The organism is Reticulibacter mediterranei (assembly GCF_016587455.1).
Genome location: NZ_BNJK01000001.1, coordinates 2,550,809 through 2,569,227 on the forward strand (window position 1 = coordinate 2,550,809; position 18,419 = coordinate 2,569,227).

Annotated in this window: 16 protein-coding genes and 1 riboswitch; of the genes, 12 read left to right on the forward strand and 4 right to left on the reverse strand. The window is 49.5% G+C overall.

Annotated features, from left to right (window positions below; translation table 11 throughout):
- The first annotated feature begins 55 nt into the window (after positions 1-55).
- Positions 56-271: an energy-coupling factor transporter transmembrane component T family protein gene (locus K3T83_RS57870; RefSeq protein WP_373324486.1), complete on the forward strand. Its 216-nt coding sequence runs from the start codon at positions 56-58 to the stop codon at positions 269-271.
- 16 nt (positions 272-287) lie between these two features.
- Entirely contained in the window at positions 288-1,244 is a 957-nt protein-coding gene (locus K3T83_RS10905; protein ID WP_220203000.1) for a ferredoxin family protein, read from the forward strand.
- 28 nt (positions 1,245-1,272) lie between these two features.
- Here K3T83_RS10905 and K3T83_RS10910 read toward each other — a convergent pair whose 3' ends face one another.
- From K3T83_RS10910 to K3T83_RS10925, 4 genes are all read right to left on the reverse strand, one after another.
- Positions 1,273-2,349 (reverse strand): ABC transporter substrate-binding protein, encoded by a 1,077-nt coding sequence (locus K3T83_RS10910; protein ID WP_220203001.1) that lies wholly within the window; start codon positions 2,347-2,349, stop codon positions 1,273-1,275.
- A gap of 47 nt (positions 2,350-2,396) precedes the next feature.
- On the reverse strand, positions 2,397-3,188 hold the full coding sequence (locus tag K3T83_RS10915) for an ABC transporter permease (RefSeq protein WP_220203002.1): 792 nt from the start codon (positions 3,186-3,188) through the stop codon (positions 2,397-2,399).
- Positions 3,185-3,955 (reverse strand): ABC transporter ATP-binding protein, encoded by a 771-nt coding sequence (locus tag K3T83_RS10920; RefSeq protein ID WP_236064870.1) that lies wholly within the window; start codon positions 3,953-3,955, stop codon positions 3,185-3,187. Before K3T83_RS10920 ends, K3T83_RS10915 begins: the two co-directional genes overlap by 4 nt.
- A gap of 96 nt (positions 3,956-4,051) precedes the next feature.
- Positions 4,052-4,175: riboswitch (TPP riboswitch) on the reverse strand.
- Positions 4,176-4,279: 104 nt separating this feature from the next.
- Positions 4,280-5,338 carry a glycosyltransferase family 2 protein gene (locus K3T83_RS10925; protein WP_220203003.1) on the reverse strand — a complete coding sequence of 353 codons (1,059 nt, stop codon included), beginning with the start codon at positions 5,336-5,338 and terminating at the stop codon, positions 4,280-4,282.
- Positions 5,339-5,711: 373 nt separating this feature from the next.
- Here K3T83_RS10925 and K3T83_RS10930 point away from each other — a divergent pair, with 373 nt between their 5' ends.
- From K3T83_RS10930 to K3T83_RS10975, 10 genes are all read left to right on the forward strand, one after another.
- The gene (locus K3T83_RS10930) at positions 5,712-6,224 is read left to right on the forward strand and encodes a PLAT/LH2 domain-containing protein (protein ID WP_220203004.1); all 513 of its coding nucleotides are present in this window, start codon (positions 5,712-5,714) and stop codon (positions 6,222-6,224) included.
- 714 nt (positions 6,225-6,938) lie between these two features.
- On the forward strand, positions 6,939-7,799 hold the full coding sequence (locus K3T83_RS10935; RefSeq protein ID WP_220203005.1) for a glycosyltransferase family 2 protein: 861 nt from the start codon (positions 6,939-6,941) through the stop codon (positions 7,797-7,799).
- Positions 7,800-7,803: 4 nt separating this feature from the next.
- A complete protein-coding gene (locus K3T83_RS10940) occupies positions 7,804-8,736 on the forward strand; it encodes a glycosyltransferase family 2 protein (protein WP_220203006.1) in 933 nt (310 codons plus the stop codon).
- Positions 8,737-8,790: 54 nt separating this feature from the next.
- Complete coding sequence (locus K3T83_RS10945; RefSeq protein WP_220203007.1) at positions 8,791-9,630, forward strand: polysaccharide deacetylase family protein; 840 nt, start codon at positions 8,791-8,793, stop codon at positions 9,628-9,630.
- Positions 9,627-10,634 carry a glycosyltransferase family 2 protein gene (locus K3T83_RS10950; RefSeq protein WP_220203008.1) on the forward strand — a complete coding sequence of 336 codons (1,008 nt, stop codon included), beginning with the start codon at positions 9,627-9,629 and terminating at the stop codon, positions 10,632-10,634. Before K3T83_RS10945 ends, K3T83_RS10950 begins: the two co-directional genes overlap by 4 nt.
- A complete protein-coding gene (locus tag K3T83_RS10955; RefSeq protein ID WP_220203009.1) occupies positions 10,631-12,268 on the forward strand; it encodes a lipopolysaccharide biosynthesis protein in 1,638 nt (545 codons plus the stop codon). Before K3T83_RS10950 ends, K3T83_RS10955 begins: the two co-directional genes overlap by 4 nt.
- A 21-nt stretch (positions 12,269-12,289) precedes the next feature.
- Positions 12,290-13,432: a glycosyltransferase family 4 protein gene (locus K3T83_RS10960; RefSeq protein WP_220203010.1), complete on the forward strand. Its 1,143-nt coding sequence runs from the start codon at positions 12,290-12,292 to the stop codon at positions 13,430-13,432.
- Positions 13,420-14,724, forward strand: coding sequence for a glycosyltransferase family 4 protein (locus tag K3T83_RS10965; protein WP_220203011.1), 1,305 nt, complete (start codon positions 13,420-13,422; stop codon positions 14,722-14,724). Before K3T83_RS10960 ends, K3T83_RS10965 begins: the two co-directional genes overlap by 13 nt.
- 33 nt (positions 14,725-14,757) lie before the next feature.
- The gene (locus K3T83_RS10970; RefSeq protein WP_220203012.1) at positions 14,758-17,496 is read left to right on the forward strand and encodes a putative glycosyltransferase family protein; all 2,739 of its coding nucleotides are present in this window, start codon (positions 14,758-14,760) and stop codon (positions 17,494-17,496) included.
- Positions 17,477-18,379 (forward strand): DUF8471 domain-containing protein, encoded by a 903-nt coding sequence (locus K3T83_RS10975; RefSeq protein WP_220203013.1) that lies wholly within the window; start codon positions 17,477-17,479, stop codon positions 18,377-18,379. Before K3T83_RS10970 ends, K3T83_RS10975 begins: the two co-directional genes overlap by 20 nt.
- Positions 18,380-18,419: the final 40 nt, after the last annotated feature.

Sequence of the window (18,419 nt, forward strand, 5' to 3'; positions counted from 1 at the left end):
ATCGGGGGGCATTCGCGTTCATTATGATCGCCTGCGGCGCTATGCAATCCCACTTTTGGCAACGGCAATTCGGCGCGCAGAGCGAACCGCGCTGGCAATGGATGGGCGAGCGTTTGGCGTCTTTTCCACACGCACTTACTACAAACAGTTCCGCTTCGCTCTGCCCGACTATCTGTTCATCGCGAGCTTCTGGCTGCTCAATATCTTGATCATCGTGACCTTCTGGCGCATGGGCCTGCTTGGGCCACTTTCACTGCTACAAAAAGTATAGATGGGACGCTTTTGCTGTGGAGAACAAACACTTCTGCGCTCATATATCGCGAGAACGGCAAGATCCTTATATCGGCCTGGCAGCCCATGCGAAAGTCTGGGTGATGCTCGAATACACTGACCCCTGGGAATGGATCGCCATTTACAATAATCAATTGCCGGAACCCACCAAAACGTGGTTGATCGCTCTCGCGAACAGCTACGCCACGTCGCAAGCCATCACGCTTTTCATCAGACAGCATATTCGTCCATTGCCGACGATCAACTGCTTCGTCGGCATTACCCGCCCGGATCGAGAAGCGCTCTATCGTTTTCGCTTCAACAGCTATAAAGAGGTAATGGGACTGGATCTGGCGGCATTAGAGGCTGGCTCACCCGCTTACAATAGCTACCTGACTACCGAACCGCTCTATCTGGTCTGTACCAATGGCAAGCATGATATGTGCTGTGCGAAATTTGGCATGCCGATCCATAAAGAGGCTTCGAGGCTGGCTGGTGAGCAGGTCTGGCACTGTAGCCACTGCGGAGGCGATCAATTCGCGGCCAACCTGCTCTGCTTTCCGCACGGCATCTACTACAGCCGCGTCACCGTTCCCGAAGTTGCCACGATTATCGAGGCTGATCGTCAGGAGCAACTTTATCTTGAGAAATGCCGCGGTAGAAGCTGCTATCCTCCCAGCGTTCAGGCCGCCGAATACTATCTGCGCAAACAAACAGGCATCTATGATCTGAACGCCTTCCGCTGGCTCGACACGACCGATGAAGATAACGGAAACACAACCGTCCGCTTCCAATCAACATCTTCAGGTATCATCAACCTCATGACTATAAGACACACGGAACGTGAGACAAACCATGCGGAAGCATATCGTTGTGATAATACGGGGAAATTGACGCGCCAGGAGTTTCAACTGGTGCAAATAGAGCAGACGACCACTGCTTATGCGTCAGAAAAGGCTGCGAGTGAAGGATAGAAACTGCCGTCCCTCACTCGCAATAATACTACTGTGGTAAAAACTGGTCAGTATAGAGCGAATCGAAATCTATGCTTTTGATCGGTTTGCCTGCTGTATCGGTGATGGCTCCGGCATCAAGCATAAATTTGGGGTAGCCATGCCAGGCGACGGCATCCTGTAACCCCCATTTGCGTCCAGGATCGGCATAGTGTTTACTGTTAAACTCCTGGCTCGCCATCACAAAGCCCGGATCAGGAAAAACACTTTTGCCCGCCGCATCGATCAACATTTGCGCTGACTCGTTCACATGAGTACGGGCATATTCATATCCTTGAGCGGTCGCCGCCATAAACTTTTTCAAGAGATCAGGTTCGTTCTTGATCTGGTTGGGGCCGGTAATAATCGTCGGTGTGTAGTAGTCAGGGATACCATAATCGGTGATGGGGAAGGTGTTAAGTTTGACCCCTTCACGCTGCGCCTCCACGCCTTCGACGCCCTCAAAGATCCAGACAAAATCGATGCGGTGCGACTTCAACGCATCCATCGCATTGACATCCAGCGTGACATTTTTAAAGGTTCCTTTGCCACCATCTTTTTTGATAATGGCGCTCACTACCGCCTGCTCATAGGGGGCACCAAAGCCGCCATAGATTTTGCCATCCAGATCGCGAGGTCGCTTGATATTGGAGCTAGCCAGCGAGACCAGAGCGGACGTGTTGTGTTGGAGAATAGCTGCAATAGAGACGACGGGTTGCCCGGTCGCCTTGTCTGCCACAATACTTTCAGTAGAGCTAATACCAACATCCGCTTTCCCTGTGCTGACCAGCGTATCGGGCGAGACATTCGATGAATAGGGCAGAATCTTTAAATCAATCCCCTGCTGACGATACCAGCCCTGTTTGAGAGCCACATAAATGCCTGTATGATTGGTGTTGGGCGTCCAATCCAGGGCCAGCGACATCTGGGTCAGCTTTTGTGGAGCCTGTTGCGACGAAGCGGTCCCCGTCGCGCCCACATTGCCGCTACCAGCTCGTTGCTGCTGAAGCAGAAAAGCGCCTGCCACCACAATTACCAGCAGTACCGGCAAACCGATACTTAGAAGCAGACGCACACGAGAGTTCATGAGTTCCTCCTTGAAAAAAGACAGATAATCATACAAAAAAACAGGGTTTACCCCATCCTTTTTGCTGCGAAAGAGCGCTGACGTGATCCCTGATACCAGGGGAGGGCGATGCGCTCGATCAGCGAAACAAGGCCAAAGAGCAGCAGGCTCAATATGGCTGTCACGACAATAGCGGCGAAAACGAGGACGATGGCATGAGCGTTGGCCGACGATTGCATATAAATGCCCAGCCCTTGATAGCCGCCAACATACTCGCCCACAATCGCCCCGGTCACGCTATACGTTGCCGCAATGCGCAGGCCAGAGAAAAAAGCGGGCATAGCTCCAGGCAGGCGCACCAGCCGCAGAATTTGCCAGCGCGACGCTCGCATGCTCACCATCAGGCGCATCAGATCGGGATCAGATCCGAGCAGCCCATCGGCACAGGCAACAGCAATAGGAAAGAAACAATAGAGCGTAACGATAATCACTTTCGGTCCCAGGTCATAGCCGAACCAGATCAGCAACAGCGGAGCCAGCGCGATCATCGGGATGGTCTGAGAGGTGATGAGAACAGGATAGATGGACTGCCGCGCCCACATTGAAAGATCGAGCAGAATAGCCAGCAAGAGTCCCAGCAGCGTTGCAATGAGCAGTCCAAGCACTGTCTCCATCATCGTCTGCACCATATGTGGATAGATCACGTCCCAGTTCTCAAAGAGCGCCACCACGACGGCAGAGGGCGTAGGCAGGATGGTCAGAGCGATCTGACCAGAACGCACATAGAGTTCCCATAAGGCAAGCAACACCACGATCAACACGAATGCGGGGCCATAGCTAGCAAGGCGTTGGAGCTTCATAGCTGCTCCTTCATTAATAAACCCAGCAATTCTTGCTCCAATCGCAGTGATGACTCCAACGCCAGTTGCTCTTGACGACGAGGACGCGGCAGATCGACCTCCACAACGCGCAGAACATGAGCAGGGCGTGCACTCAATACATAGATGCGGTCAGATAACAGAATGGCCTCACGCACATCATGGGTGATAAATAGCACGCTGGAATGCAAGTTTTGCCAGAGATCGAGCAACCATACCTGAAGCGAGAGACGGGTCAAAGCATCAAGCGCCCCGAACGGCTCATCGAGCAATAAAAATGTCTGATTGAACAGAACAGTACGCAAAAGGGCTATGCGCTGCTTCATCCCACCAGAGAGCGTGGTGGGATACTGCTGAGCGAACTCAATCAGGCCGAAGCGTTTGAGCAGCTCGTGGGCCTGTTGTTGTGCCTGCTTGCGTGGCACTCGACGTACATCCAGGCCAAGCAACACATTCTCTTCAACGGTGCGCCAGGGCAGTAATAATGGCTGTTGCGGCATATACCCGGTCTTGCCAGTGCGCAAAGCATTGGTCTCGCCATCAAGCACAACGCGGCCCACGCTCGGCTCGTCGACGCCGGCAATGATATTGAAGAGCGTGCTTTTGCCACAACCGCTCGGCCCGATCAGGGTAACAAATTCGCCCTCAGCAACCTGCATATCGATGGGTTGCAGCGCCTCAACACGGCGTTTCCCATCGCGATACACCTTTGTAACGCCCTCAAGCAAAAGCTTATATGATGAATCCATGCCCCTCCCCTCCATACAGATAAGAGTACAGGGCATACAAAAAGCCGCATTCCCGACATTGGAGGGAATACGGCCAGTCAACATAAAAAGAGTTCTGAAAAACCGTCGCCGCTTCCCTCCGCTGGAATTACCCAGATCAGGTTCTTATAAGGGTCGGCGACGTAATACATGCTTGTTAAGCATGTCGCCTCTCAGCCAGATGGCCCCCCTAGCAGCATGATGCCCTATTCATAATGATGGATGTGCAGATTTTGTTGTGCATAGTATATCATACAAGTTGCCTTCCGAACCATGCGTACAACCCGGCTCCTTGCTTAACAGAGCCTACACAGTCTCTAAATCTGTTTGCATACTCTCTGCAATGTACTCATCGTAGCGTTTTTTAATGGCGTCGATCTCAGCCTCGCTCAAACAGCCAGCCCGTAGTTGTATAATAATCTGCTCATACTCGTGCGGCGAGATCATCTGCTCAAAGAGTTGCCACATCAGATACACTTCAGGCTGCTCATATTTCTTGCAGAATTTCACATAGTTATACACCCACTCTAGCCGCGCCGCCTTCATACTGCGTGGATGAGCCTGATGATAAATAACGGCATCGAGCGTGGCATCAAATTGTACACCAGCGCGGCAGAGTCGATAGCCAAGCTCAATATCCTCTCCTCCCCAGCCTTGAAAGTCCTCATCAAACAACCCAACTCGGAGCAGGGTATCTGTATCAACCGAGGCGTTTCTCGTGATAAACCAGTTCCAGGGACAGGATTGGCTTACCGTTGCGATATGCTCAAAGGCATAATAATCATTGGGGTTAGAGTTTGGGATCGACAGCGCCCGAACTTTCTCCGGCTGCTGGCTGATATCCTCAATTGAGATGAGATTGAATGCATCAGGTAAAGCCGCCAGAGCATTTTCAATGGCCTGAAGAACCGATGGATGCTCTGGAACAGGATGGTCATGACCAGCCATCTCTTTGAGACCCTGTCTATACTGTTCGCGATTGAGAGGGATGTGGGTAATCATGCTCGAACATAAGCCCATCACAGCCTTATTACTGACTCCCGCATGACACGCAACATGGGCGGCAACCAGGTGATGGTCACAGAGACAATCATCATCGATAAAAATCGTGATTCTCCCCTTCGCCGCTCGCACGCCTGCATTACGGGCGGCACTGCGGCCCGCATTGGCCTGCCTGATCGCGCGAAAATTCCATGCTTGAGCAGCAAAGTACTCTAAAATCGTATTCGTTGTATCGTTGCTCCCATCATCAACCACAATCACTTCATAGCGAGATCGATCAAAAGATTGATGCAATAATGACGCGAGGGTAAGTTCAAGATAGGCAGCTTTGTTCCAGGTGGGTACAACAACACTCGCCTCCATTTTTCACCTCTTTCATGCTATGGTACATCAAAGCCACAGATGACACATCGATAACATTCGTTTTTTGCTCTAAAATAGAAATTCGACAATATTTATTCGATCCATAGAGGTCAATGGAAGAACGCCCCTCGCACAATGACTTCTCACGATATCTCTCAAACAGCAATTATCAAGCTTTTCAATAAAAGATACTTCAGCAATTTACAAGACGTTGATCTTTTTCACCATCCATGTTATAAATACAACGTGCCGTAAAATCTATGCCTACTATATTTCGGTCAACAGCAAAGTATAATTTCTAGCCTTTTTCGCCCGACTAATGGCCGGTGCATTTTCCATGCAAGATGCCTTCACGATAGAGGGGAGAAACAAGATGGCAGATTACACGATAGATATTGTTACAGGTGATATGCCGTACGCCGATACATGCGAACAGGTCCATATTGTACTCATAGGAACAAAAGGACAGAGCGAAGAGCTAGAATTGAGAAAGTCGTATCACGATGGCTTTGCACAGGGGCAAACAGATAGCTTCAGGCTCCAGGATATCCCGGATCTAGGGAAATTAACGCAAGTACAGATCAAGCTGATCCCCTTTGATCTCAACACTCCATATGTGAAAGCGTGGTATCTCAATCTCGTGCGTGTCACGCATGCAGAAAAGGATAATACGACCTTTACCTGGACATGCAAATGTTGCAGATGGCTTGGCACAGAAGAAGGTCAACAATTGAGTTACATACTTCCTGTCTCCACTTATAGAGCGAACAGACAACATAGAAGATTAAGCAGTAAAACAATCAATATTGCAACTAAAGATAAAAATAAGCAAATCAGCTATAATAGGCATATTTTCCCTCTGGCGGCGAAACACAAAGAGATGTGAGCCTCAAAAGGATGATATTCACCACTATCTTCCTTGAGCGGTAGGGTTTCTTCTTACATGCCCACTCAAGGAAAAGCATCTATTGTACAGCGAACTTACTTATCGGTAAGACACTCCGACTTGATACATTTCGCGTTGCTTTAAACATCAAACCCCGCTGTTTATTATCTCTTCAGGCTACCTCTGCTAGCATCTATCAAAAAATACACTCTCTAAATGTTTTTGTACTAACAGGCTATTACATATTTACTATACCAGCTATTATTACTGTCTTTCTAGTACCCGGGATTCATTTTCTATTGAGAGAAATACAAACATTATAGCATTTAAGACACATCACAGTCACCTTATCTCTGCTTGTTAGCCAGATATAGATGACAATTCTGTCATAATATTAATTTTAACAATTTATTTCCATATATGAATATTGACTTTACAAAATGCTTATAGTATCCTGTCATCATAAATGGCAGAGATTTTTAATCGAGCCAGAGACCTATATTCGACACCCGTATTGTTCTATGTTTTCACAATTTTACGGGTTTATATTTGCCAGTACATGTAATAAGATGTTGCAAGTAGAGGATTTGCCGCCAGAGTCGATGGTCACGGGCCTTTATTAAAAAGGTTATCGGCTTTTTAGGTTTGTCATTAGTAGGTAGGAAAGCAGTAGTATATTTTTTAGATTATTTTAGTAGTAGGAATATTTTCCTCATGGAAGAGCAACAGTTTGTCTCTCAAGTACCGGTTGACATCCTTGATATTCCACGATCCCCTACGATCAGCGTTGTCATTCCAGCCCGGAACGAAGCACAAAATTTACGCCACGTCTTGCCATTAATACCAACCTCAGTCAGCGAGGTCATTTTGGTAGACGGTCATTCGTCTGACGATACAATCGAAGAAGCACTCCGGTTGATGCCTTCGATCCGTGTTATCAAGCAAAGTGGCAAAGGGAAAGGGGATGCGTTACGGGCAGGTTTTGCCGCCTGTACTGGCGATATCATCGTCATGCTTGACGCCGATGGATCGGCTGATCCAGCTGAGATCCCGCAATTTGTCAAGGCGCTGGAGCAAGGCTACGATTTTGCGAAAGGCTCACGTTTCCTCGCTGGAGGTGGCAGCGTAGATATAACACATCTTCGCCGCTGGGGAAATGCCTTACTGAGTACGTTTGTCAATGTTCTTTTCGGTACTGAATTCAGTGATCTTTGTTACGGCTACAATGCATTCTGGAAATATTGTTTAAATCGGGTCATAGTGGATTGTGAAGGTTTCGAGGTAGAAACACAATTGAACTTGCGCATGCACGAAACAAAAATGAAGATCGTCGAGGTTCCCAGCTTTGAGCATGCCCGCATTCATGGAGAGAGCAACCTGCATGCAGCTCGCGATGGATGGCGGGTATTACAAACTATTTTGCGAGAATGGTCTCAAAAACGCAAAACAACATCTACAAAACCAGTCGTGATGCAGACCTATCAAAAGGACATGCAGAACGCGACCAATCTTTCCTACAGTTTTTTTAATTTTGACATCAACATTCAAATTTCCGTCAGAAAAAAAGCGATATAAAGCAATGCATGCAGGCAAGGCTATTTCGGTCGTTATCTGTGCCTATACGGAGAAACGTTGGGATGATCTGCTGGCAGCGGTAGATTCGGTCTGCCAACAGACAACACCAGCTCAGGAGATCATCGTCGTCATCGATCATAACCCTGCATTGTTGCAGCATATACACAACGCCTTATCGCATATCACTAATATCATCATAGTTGAGAATAAGGAAATGCGTGGCCTGTCTGGAGCGCGAAACTGCGGCATCAAACAGGCGCGGTCTCCATTTATCGCCTTTCTTGACGATGACGCCGTTGCCGCCCCTGATTGGTTGCAACGGATACAAGAGGGATTAGATGATACGCTGGTGCTGGGAGTAGGAGGAATCGTTATTCCTCTGTGGTTAAAGCAGCCTGCCTCCTGGTTCCCAAAAGAATTTCTCTGGGTGGTCGGCTGTACCTATGCGGGAATGCCGCAACACAATCACACGATACGCAATCCCATCGGGGCAAATATGCTCCTGCGACGAGAGATATTCGAGCATGTCGGAGGCTTTCACAACGACATCGGGCGCGTGGGAACACTGCCTGTTGGGTGCGAAGAAACAGAGCTGTGTATTCGTGCCAGGCAACACTGGCCGCAGGGTCGCTTTCTCTATGAACCGGGTGCCAGCGTCTCTCATCGCGTTCCGGCTCAGCGTACCACCTGGCGTTACTTCTGCGAGCGTTGCTATGCAGAAGGATACTCCAAAGCGCTGATCAGCAAGCGTATCGGCAGTCAGGATGGTCTCGCCTCCGAACGCACCTATACACTCAAGACACTACCAAAAGGGATCATGCGTGGCCTGAAAGATACGCTCCTTCGACGGGATTTCGCGGGCATGGCACGTGCCAGCGCCATTATCATGGGCTTTAGCTTAACAACTATCGGATACATAGTAGGATATCTTCTCTGATATTCTACCCCGATTGTTACCTGTTTTTTGTATTGCATATTGAAAGAATCTTTTATGCAAAAACAAGCGCAATCAACAATAGTGCCAATTTTAATGTATCATAGTATTTCTCAGTTTGCCGCTGCAAAATTTCGTCCGTTTGCGGTATCGCCCACAGCGTTTGCAGAGCAGATGTCCTATCTGCATGAGCAGGGATATACTCCCGTGACGGCCACGCATTATATAGAAGCACGAACAGTTGGCGGAACAAAGCTGCCAGAGCGTCCAGTCGTGATCACCTTTGACGACGGTTTCGCGGATTTTTATACCGATGCGCTTCCAGTGCTACAACAATATGGTTTCACCGCCACACTCTATGTGACAACTGCATTTGTGGGCGAAACGAGCCGCTGGCTGCGCAAAGAAGGGGAAGCCACACGCCCGATGTTGACCTGGCAACAGCTCGCAGAAGTGGTGCAAGCCGGAATAGAGTGCGGTGGGCATACCCATACCCACCCACAACTCGATACGTTGTCGAAAGCCGCTGCCCAACACGAGATCACTCATTGCAAAAAAGTGCTGGAGCAGCATCTAGGACATGAGATCAATAGTTTTGCCTATCCGTTTGGCTACTACACGGCTCTAGTTCGACAATTGGTGGCCAAGGCCGGGTACAGTTCGGCCTGTGCAGTAAAGCACGCGATGAGTTCGGACACAACCGACGCGCTGACTCTGACGCGCTTTATGGTAGCTGCCAACACGGATATCCAGACGTTTGCTCGCCTCCTGACAGGTATCGGGGTCTCGCGAGCAGCGGAACTATATCTCAGCACGCGAACGCTGGTATGGCAAACTATCCGTCGTAGTTCAACCTATATGGCAAACTCTCTACCTGGAAAGACTGTGGCAAGATGATAATCACAACGATGCTGATCGCAGTAATTATCTGCGCATATACAGAAGAACGTTGGGACGATCTGGTAGCGGCGGTGGCATCTTTACGGCGGCAAACCCTTCTCCCGTCTGAAATCATTATCGTCATTGATCACAACAAACAGCTCTTTGAACGTGCACGCGCTCAATTTGCTGACGCTACCGTTGTAGAGAATAAAGCGGCTCGTGGTCTATCGGGGGCGCGCAACACCGGACTGGAGATAGCACGTGGTGACTTGATCGCCTTTCTCGACGACGATGCAGAAGCGGCCCCGGATTGGTTAGAACGCCTGTGTGACTGTAGTACAGATCCAAAGGTGCTTGGTGTTGGCGGCACGGTTGTCCCGCGCTGGCTGGGGAAGCGGCCGAACTGGTTTCCCAGCGAATTCTACTGGGTGGTAGGCTGCACCTATCAACACATCCCCGATCAGCCAATCGTGGTACGCAATCCTTACGGCGGCTGTACCTGTATTAAGCAGGAAGTCTTTCAAACCATCGGCGGTTTTCGCGAGGGAATTGGACGAATCGGCACGGTTCCAATGGGGGGCGAAGAGACAGAGTTAAGCATTCGCGCCACGCAGCACTGGCCCGAAAAAGTCTTTCTTTACGAGCCTCGCGCACTCATCTATCATCGCATCCCGGCTCAACGCGCCCGCTGGCACTACTTTCTCTCGCGCTGCTATGCCGAAGGGATCTCGAAGGCCACGATTACAAAATTTGTGGGCGCAAAGGATAGCCTCTCCTCCGAACGAGCTTATACAACGCAAATGTTGCCACGAGGTGTCTGCAAAGGCATTACAGACGCCTTGCTTCGTCGCGATCCCAGCGGTTTCCTGCGCGCTGGAGCCATCATCGCGGGCCTCGTGACGACGACAGCTGGCTATGTGAAAGGTAGCCTGAAGCGGCAGCCATTGCCCACAGCGTCTCCTGCCGCCAATCAGGACAAGCCATCGCTGGGTGTAGGAAAAGGAAATGTATCGCGGTGAAACTACTCATACAATGGCTGAAAGCGAATAGCGTTATATTAACGAATGCCGGGTCGCTCATTGCAACCAATGTAATGACATCAGGGCTTGGCTTTGCTTTCTGGTGGATAGCCGCGCGCCAATTTCAGCCTGAAGCGGTGGGTATTGCATCGGCCTCAGTCTCAGCAATGAATCTGCTGGGAAGTTTTTGCGTATTGGGATTAGGAACGCTCCTCATCACAGAGCTTCCTCGCCAGCCCGGACACGAAGGCGAACTGATCAGTACAGCGCTGATCGTTGTGGGAGGAGTGAGCCTATGCATCGGGATACTGTTTGCTATCGTCTCATCATACGTCTCGCCCGGCTTCAAACCCCTGAATGCTAGCATCCTGCATATTCTTACGTTCGCTGTAGGGGTAGCCCTTACCTCAACAACAACGGTACTAGATCAGGCCTTGATTGGCCTGCTATACGGCAATATGCAGCTCTGGCGCAACACGATCTTCGCGGCCACAAAATTTGCAGTCCTGTTTATCGTTGGCTTTTTCTTTGCTGGCAAAGGCGGCATCACCATTTACGCAATCTGGGCGCTGGGAAACGTCTTCTCGCTGCTAGCACTGGCGATCTTTTTTGTGTTTAAAAAAGGCGGATTGGGCAAGAAGTATTTCCCCAAATGGGATCTTTTGCACAAATTAGGGGGAAGTGCGATCCAGCACCACCTGCTCAATATCACCCTGCAATTACCAACCTCTGTCCTGCCTGTGCTCGTGACGGCCCTGTTCTCGGCCCGAGTTAATGCCTGGTTCTATGTTTCCTGGATGATTGTTAGCTTTGCTTTTTATGTGCCTGTCGCACTCACAACCGTTCTGCACGCCGTCAACTCCGCCCAAAGAAGCACTCTGGCACGTAAGGCGCGTATGACCATCAGCGTTGCCGCTGGTGTAAATGCAGCAGTGGCGCTCTTCCTGCTGGTTGCAGCGAGAGAGGTACTAAGCATCTTCGGCAGCACCTATGCGGAACAATCAACAACGATTATGCATATCCTGATGCTGGCCGCCTTCGCGCTTGTGATCAGAGATCACTACATATCTATCAGTCGCATCTTTGATCGGCTCAAAAGCGCAATGGGGCTGATTGTTCCTGGTTGCATTTTGGAACTGGGGACAGCAGCAGTGGCGGGACACTTTGGCGGCGTAACGGGATTATGCATAGGCTGGGTAGCGGCGCTCTACGTTGAAGCGCTGACTATGCTTCCCACAGTCTACAAAACAGTCTGGGGCAAGCAGCCTGAAGATGCAGTTGTAGAAGAAAACCTCATCAACATTGCACTGATCGAAACAACCCCTCTACCCAGCATAGGTCAGAACTTCATGGGAACGCAGGAAGCTATCTGGCTGATGGAAACCTTTCATCTTCCGGCCATCCGCAAAACTACAGAGGAGTTAGCCAGTATACGCACATCTGGCGGGTTAACAGGAAAAGGGATCACGCAGGAGTTAGTCAGGGTCAAAATAGCTCAGGATCAACTGGTGAGCAAAACAGGCAACCGCGTCAGGTTAAAACCGCCCGCGCTGCAACCGTACACATTGCCTACGCCCCAATCTGATCGGGTACTTACAACAGGACCGGATAGAGATAGTCGCGACGCAGGATAAATAGAAGAAAGGTCATAGCAGATGCCAGGAAATATACATCCATTGAATGTGCTTATGGTGACGGCTCGCTATTTCCCGTATATGGGAGGTATTGAAACACACGTCCATGAGGTGGGACGTCGCCTGGCAGAAAGAGGAGTCAATATCACTGTACTCACAACTGCGCCGCATAGCTCACCCGCTCCGTTACCAGGAGAAGAAGAGGTCGAAGGCATGCGTGTTATTCGCGTCCCTGCCTGGCCTCCTGAGCGCGATTATTACATTGCCCCGAAGATCTTCGCCCTCATCAAACATGGGACATGGGATCTTGTCCATTGTCAGGGCTGCCATACCTTTGTACCTCCGATGGCAATGCTAGCCGCAAAAGAAGCAAAAATTCCCTATCTGCTCACCTTCCATACCGGCGGTCACTCATCAGGCTTCAGAAACAGCATTAGAAGCATCCAATGGAAAATGTTGCGTCCACTGCTGGCCGATGCCACGAAGCTCATCGGCGTTTCGCGCTTTGAGGCTGACTATTTTTGTGATCTGCTCCACCTGCCAGCGACTCAGTTTACCGTCATTCCAAACGGAGCCGTGGTTCCCGATATAGAACTGCCATCGGTCACAGAGAAGCACGAACACACGTTGCTGATCTCAGTTGGACGATTAGAGAAATACAAAGGGCATCAACGTTTGATTACAGCTCTGCCAGAGCTACTAAAGCGCTATCCTGATATGCATCTCTTAGTCATCGGAAAAGGTCCATACGAAGCCACGCTGCGAGAGTTGGCCCATAGTATGGGAGTTACTGATCGCGTTGAATTTCGGTCTGTACCAGCAGATGATCGGAAAGAGATGGCGCGGCTGCTTTCGCAGGCCGCATGTGTCGCCCTGTTAAGCGAGTACGAAGCCCATCCAATAGCTGTGATGGAGTCGCTGGCTCTGCGCCGTCCGGTTCTGGTAGCAGATACCTCGGGCTTGCGTGAGTTGGCAGAGCAGGGACTGGTCCGGGCGATACCGCTGAACAGTTCGCCAGAAGAAGTTGCGCAGGCAGTACAACAGCAGATTGAAGAGCCAATTGTGCCTCCCGAGCGTCTGAGCTTAGCCAGTTGGGATGATTGCGTCAACCAGCTAGAGGCCGTTTATCAGCGGTCAATCGCGAGGGAAGCATGCGCATCTTAATGCTAGCACAATTCTACCCTCCTATTCTAGGAGGAACAGAACAATATGTTCGGGCGCTGAGTATTGAGCTTGTCGCTCGTGGTTACGATGTGGCTGTAGCTACGATATGGCACGAGGGTCTGGCCCATTTCGAGATAGACGAGGGCGTACGTATCCATCGCATCCGTTCGTCTATGCACCGCATCCCCTGGTTATTTGGCGACGAAAGACGGCATGCTCCACCTTTTCCCGATCCAGAGCTAACGCTGGAACTACAACGTGTGATGCAAAAAGAGCAGCCAGCTATTGTCCACGCACACAACTGGCTTGTACGGTCATTTCTTCCACTGAAGGTGTGGAACAGGACTCGCCTCATTATCAGTTTGCACGATTACAGTTTAGTATGTGCCAAGCAAGCATTAATGTACTACGATATGCCTTGTAGCGGTCCAGGCATCACGAAATGTCTTGGTTGCGCTACCTCACATTATGGCCCAATCAGAGGTATACCTACAGCGTTAAGCAACCAGGTCATGGGACGGATCGAAAGAGGGGCGGCTGATATGTTTCTGGCGGTGAGTCAGGCTGTGGCAGAAAACAACGGGCTGGTTGGTAGCAATCAACCATTTCAGGTCATCCCAAACTTCATTGATAGAAACATCGGCGACGATACTCAGAGGTCACAAGAAGACATGTCTGCTTATCTTGCTCAACTACCAGATGAGGGCTATCTCCTGTACGTTGGTGCATTCTTGCAGGAAAAAGGGGTAGAAGTAGTATTAAACGCCTACACCAGGATGATAGATCACATCTGTACTACAACAGATCAGGACGCGAGAAAGATACCACCATTGGTCCTTATCGGCTATCAAACAGCAGGTTGGCAAGTACCACAAGTACCAATTATAGATAATGATAACACGCATAAAATCCTTGTATTTAAAGACTGGCCGCATAGCGCCGTTATGGAAGCATGGAAGCGCTGCTCTATGGCCCTCATTCCGTCTATCTGGTCAGAACCCTTTGGCATCGTCGCTCTGGAGGCAATGAGCATGGGCAAGCCCATTATTGCATCACGCATTGGTGGCCTTTCAGACATTGTTGTTGATAAAGAAACAGGTTTCCTTCTCCCTCCAGGGGAAGATCAGGCTCTACAGGAGGCGATCCAATACTTGCTAGATAACCCTGAACAACGGAAACACATGGGGGAAATGGGGAGACAAAGAGTGCAAAGCTTCCAGACCGAGACAGTAGTACCACAGATTGAGCAAGTCTATCGTGATGTAGTAGCCTCAGCAAGTAAGAGACAGTAGCATTGTTAGTGACAGTGGAAGCAAGAGAAGGACATGGAAAACAAACAATTTAAAAAGAAAGATGTATCTCAAGACGAACAGTATGAAGTTCTGTCCACTGATACACCTGTACCACATCCACCAGCAAGGCCGGTTTCTTCGCCTGATAACAGACCTATGCCATCAAACCCTGCTTCCTTGCCCGGTAATACTGTCACGTCACGACGACAGTTCTCTTTGCCTGGTATCATGCCAGTAGAACCTATCCCCTCTTCACCCGATAATACATTCACGCCACCACCACGACAACAGTTCTCTTTGCCTGGTATCATGTCAGCAGAACCGCATTCCTTGCCTGGAAATGCCCCTCTGCCATCCGGTCCTGTTTCCTCACCCAACAATACATTCTCGCCGCCAAGACAGTTCTCATCCCCTGGCAATACTTTTATGCCTGTTGGTCCGCATTCCTTGCCTGGGAATGCTCCCTTGCCATCAGGTTCTATTTCTTCGCCTGGCAATACTTTTATGCCAACCGGCCCGCATTCTTTGCCAGGTAATCCACCTGCACCCAAATCAGCGGAGCAACAGTTTCCGCCATATGTTAATGGATATATGCAGCATCGACCAGCAGGTCCGCATTCCTTGCCGGGTAATCCGCTACAGCCCGCACCGATAGAGCAAGCACCGCAGCCCAATTACACAGACATGCCATACGCGCAATCGCAGCTCCCGACGAATCAGATGGCAACCATGAACAATGCCTCGATGCCTTACTCGCCGCCCATCATACCGAATCCTGCATCAAATCTTACGCCACAATTTGCAGGAGAAGCATCTATGGATGAAGTTTCTCCCCTCCAAAAACTTCTCCCTGGCTTCTTGCAGCGTTTATTTGGCGTAGTCGTTACCAGAGCGCAAGCACCTGAACCAGAGCAATGGTCAAACACACTCCGACTGAAAGCGGTGGCAACACAAACGCATGTCATGGGGTGGCTTCCTTTGCTGGCGTTACTGGATGCGTTGGGATTATTGATAGCAGTCTTTGGCTGTGCATACTCAATTAATACATCCTCGGATGGACAATTTTTTCTCTGGCTCGGTTTAGCGGTGATCTTCGGACCATCATTTTTCCGACTCCTTTCGCCTATAGCATCACGCTTCGAGCGAGTCGGCATCCTCTGTTCGGTCGGTCTGTTCACGTATTTTACAAAAATTATTCTTAGCCCGCTCCACTTTATCTTTATAGATGAATATTTTCACTTGCGTACTATCGATGATATACAGAGAACGGGCCACCTTTTCAGCGAAAACTCTATGCTGGTTGTCAGTCCTCTCTACCCCGGACTCGAAATTGTTACGAACGCACTACAAACATTGAGCGGCACCGATGCAACGACAGCGGGATTGATTGTCGCCGGCTTTTCTCGCATCGTCATGCTTTTATCACTATTTCTTCTCTATGAGCAAATTACAAAATCCGCAAGAATTGCCGGAATAGCGACCATACTCTATATGACCAATTTAGGTTTCTTTCTCTTCAATGCTCTTTTTGTCTATGAAACACTTGGGCTGGCATTTGGAGCGGTCATATTTTTTATCCTGGCACGTACGGAAACCGTAGATAAGGGAGGACGCTGGCTTTTATTTGCCTCATGGGTCACAACAGGTGCACTAGTTATCACACACCATGTATCAGATTTTTTCTTTCTTGGATTTCTTATCCTCTGGGCCATCATACATAAATGGCTACGTCAACCTCTGTTGCGGTCGGGCGCGGCAGGTACGGCGCTCGTTGGGATCATCCTATCCATTGGCTGGGTTGCTCTTGTGGCACAACCAGTTGTCGTGTATCTTGTTGCTCCAATGAACGATGCAATCTCCGGGCTGGGCAGCGTCCTATCAGGCATAGGCACGGCTCGGCATCTCTTTGCCGATGCAACGGGAGGACATCCCACTCCGCTCTGGTTACGGCTCATGATGCTTTTTTCAATGGCGCTGACCGTATTAAGTATTCCATTTGGTGCGCTGTGCGTATGGCACCGCTATAGGTATAAGGCGTTACCATTGATGTTTGGTCTTATGGCACTGGCCTATCCTTTGACCCAGGCGTTTCGAGTAGTGAATGATCCGGCGGGCATATCGGACCGTTTCACGCCTTATATATACATTGCAGTAGGCTTTGCTCTAGCAACATTTATCAGTCAGATGTGGCCGATTCGAGGTCTCAAGTGGACGCAAGCGCTTACTATCACGGTCGCTGCATCCATCATTTTTCTCGGCGGCAATATGTTAGGATCTGGCCCCAGCTGGACCCTGATGCCAGGAAATTATGTCGTAGGAGGTGATGCTCCCCGCACAATTGATCCAGAAAGCATCCAGGCGGCAACATGGACGCTCGCTCGTCTTGGTCCTAATAACCGAGTAGCAACGGATCGTACGAATCGGTTAATAATGGGAACCTATGGTCAGCAGCGTATCGTGACGGCCCCGGATGATAAGATTTATATTTCACCCGTTTTCTATTCTCAGAAGTTTGAAGACTGGCAAGTATCTATTTTGCAGAGTGCGCAGATACGGTATCTTGTAGTGGACCAACGTCTCAGCACTAGCCTCCCTCTACAAAGCTATTATTTTGATCAGGGAGAACCTGAAGCTGAAAATCTTTCTACACCGATTAGCCAACAAGCTCTGACAAAATTTAATACAGTACCACATATTAATCGTGTATTTGATAGTGGCGACATTGTGATATATGACGTAGGAGCGCTTGTCAATGCGTCTAAAAAATCTTGATCTGATTATAGGTTTAATTGTTACAGCAATCAATGTAGGATGGACCTTACTACCCGATCATTCCTCGTATCTTACGATAATCGGCATCATACTGGCATTGCCTTTAGTCTTTGTCTTGCCTGGCTATACACTAACTGAGGCATTATTTAAACGTTCAGGCAATTCATCTGAAGACCTTATTCGCCAACCCGCTTTAAAATTAGAGCGACCATTTAAAACGTCGGATCGTATTATCATAGGTCTGGGCTTGAGCCTGGCTCTTGTCATTCTGAGCGGCTTCATTCTCAATATGTTTTCAACGGGGCTACAGGCTTTCTCATGGGTGGTATGCCTGGCATTACAAACGATGGTATTTTCGCTCATAGCAGCATACCGAAGACGCTCCACACCTGCATCTGAGGTGAGAACATCCCGACGCTTTAAGGTCGGCCTCTCGGACTATCTTTTACTTGGTTTAGCCATCATAGTCACACTAGGCTCTTTCAACTATGCAGCATATATCGCGCTAAATCAACCACGTCCTGGCTTTACGCAACTATGGATGCTGCCAACTCCCCAGACCAACAATAGTTGCTCCATGCTGGTAGGCGTCCACAGTAGCGAAACTGGCCCGACCACCTATCGAATAGTGATGACAATCAATAACACGCAAACAGAGAACTGGCCGTCTGTCGCGCTCATGCCTCAACAGGACTGGAATCAACTCGTCCCTCTCCAACCAGCTACCATAGATACTATGAATATCGCAGTACAGTTATATAGAGCAGATAAGCCTGATGCCGTGTATCGCGAAACTCATATCACTCTCAGTAGTTCAGGATCGGGAGAAAACCGTACTATAACATGTAGTTTAAACGGCGGCACGAAAGCCAGTAGTTCGTAGTAAATGCTATCCCCCCACTTCGTAGTCGCGCGATAAATCG

Excerpts from the sequence above, each read along its gene's own strand:
- K3T83_RS10910 (WP_220203001.1), bottom strand. The coding sequence starts at position 2,349 with ATGAACTCTCGTGTGCGTCTGCTTCTAAGTATCGGTTTGCCGGTACTG.
- K3T83_RS10915 (WP_220203002.1), bottom strand. The coding sequence starts at position 3,188 with ATGAAGCTCCAACGCCTTGCTAGCTATGGCCCCGCATTCGTGTTGATC.
- K3T83_RS10920 (WP_236064870.1), bottom strand. The coding sequence starts at position 3,955 with ATGGATTCATCATATAAGCTTTTGCTTGAGGGCGTTACAAAGGTGTAT.
- K3T83_RS10925 (WP_220203003.1), bottom strand. The coding sequence starts at position 5,338 with ATGGAGGCGAGTGTTGTTGTACCCACCTGGAACAAAGCTGCCTATCTT.
- K3T83_RS10930 (WP_220203004.1), top strand. The coding sequence starts at position 5,712 with ATGGCAGATTACACGATAGATATTGTTACAGGTGATATGCCGTACGCC.
- K3T83_RS10935 (WP_220203005.1), top strand. The coding sequence starts at position 6,939 with ATGGAAGAGCAACAGTTTGTCTCTCAAGTACCGGTTGACATCCTTGAT.
- K3T83_RS10940 (WP_220203006.1), top strand. The coding sequence starts at position 7,804 with ATGCATGCAGGCAAGGCTATTTCGGTCGTTATCTGTGCCTATACGGAG.
- K3T83_RS10945 (WP_220203007.1), top strand. The coding sequence starts at position 8,791 with ATGCAAAAACAAGCGCAATCAACAATAGTGCCAATTTTAATGTATCAT.
- K3T83_RS10950 (WP_220203008.1), top strand. The coding sequence starts at position 9,627 with ATGATAATCACAACGATGCTGATCGCAGTAATTATCTGCGCATATACA.
- K3T83_RS10960 (WP_220203010.1), top strand. The coding sequence starts at position 12,290 with ATGCCAGGAAATATACATCCATTGAATGTGCTTATGGTGACGGCTCGC.
- K3T83_RS10965 (WP_220203011.1), top strand. The coding sequence starts at position 13,420 with ATGCGCATCTTAATGCTAGCACAATTCTACCCTCCTATTCTAGGAGGA.
- K3T83_RS10970 (WP_220203012.1), top strand. The coding sequence starts at position 14,758 with ATGGAAAACAAACAATTTAAAAAGAAAGATGTATCTCAAGACGAACAG.
- K3T83_RS10975 (WP_220203013.1), top strand. The coding sequence starts at position 17,477 with ATGCGTCTAAAAAATCTTGATCTGATTATAGGTTTAATTGTTACAGCA.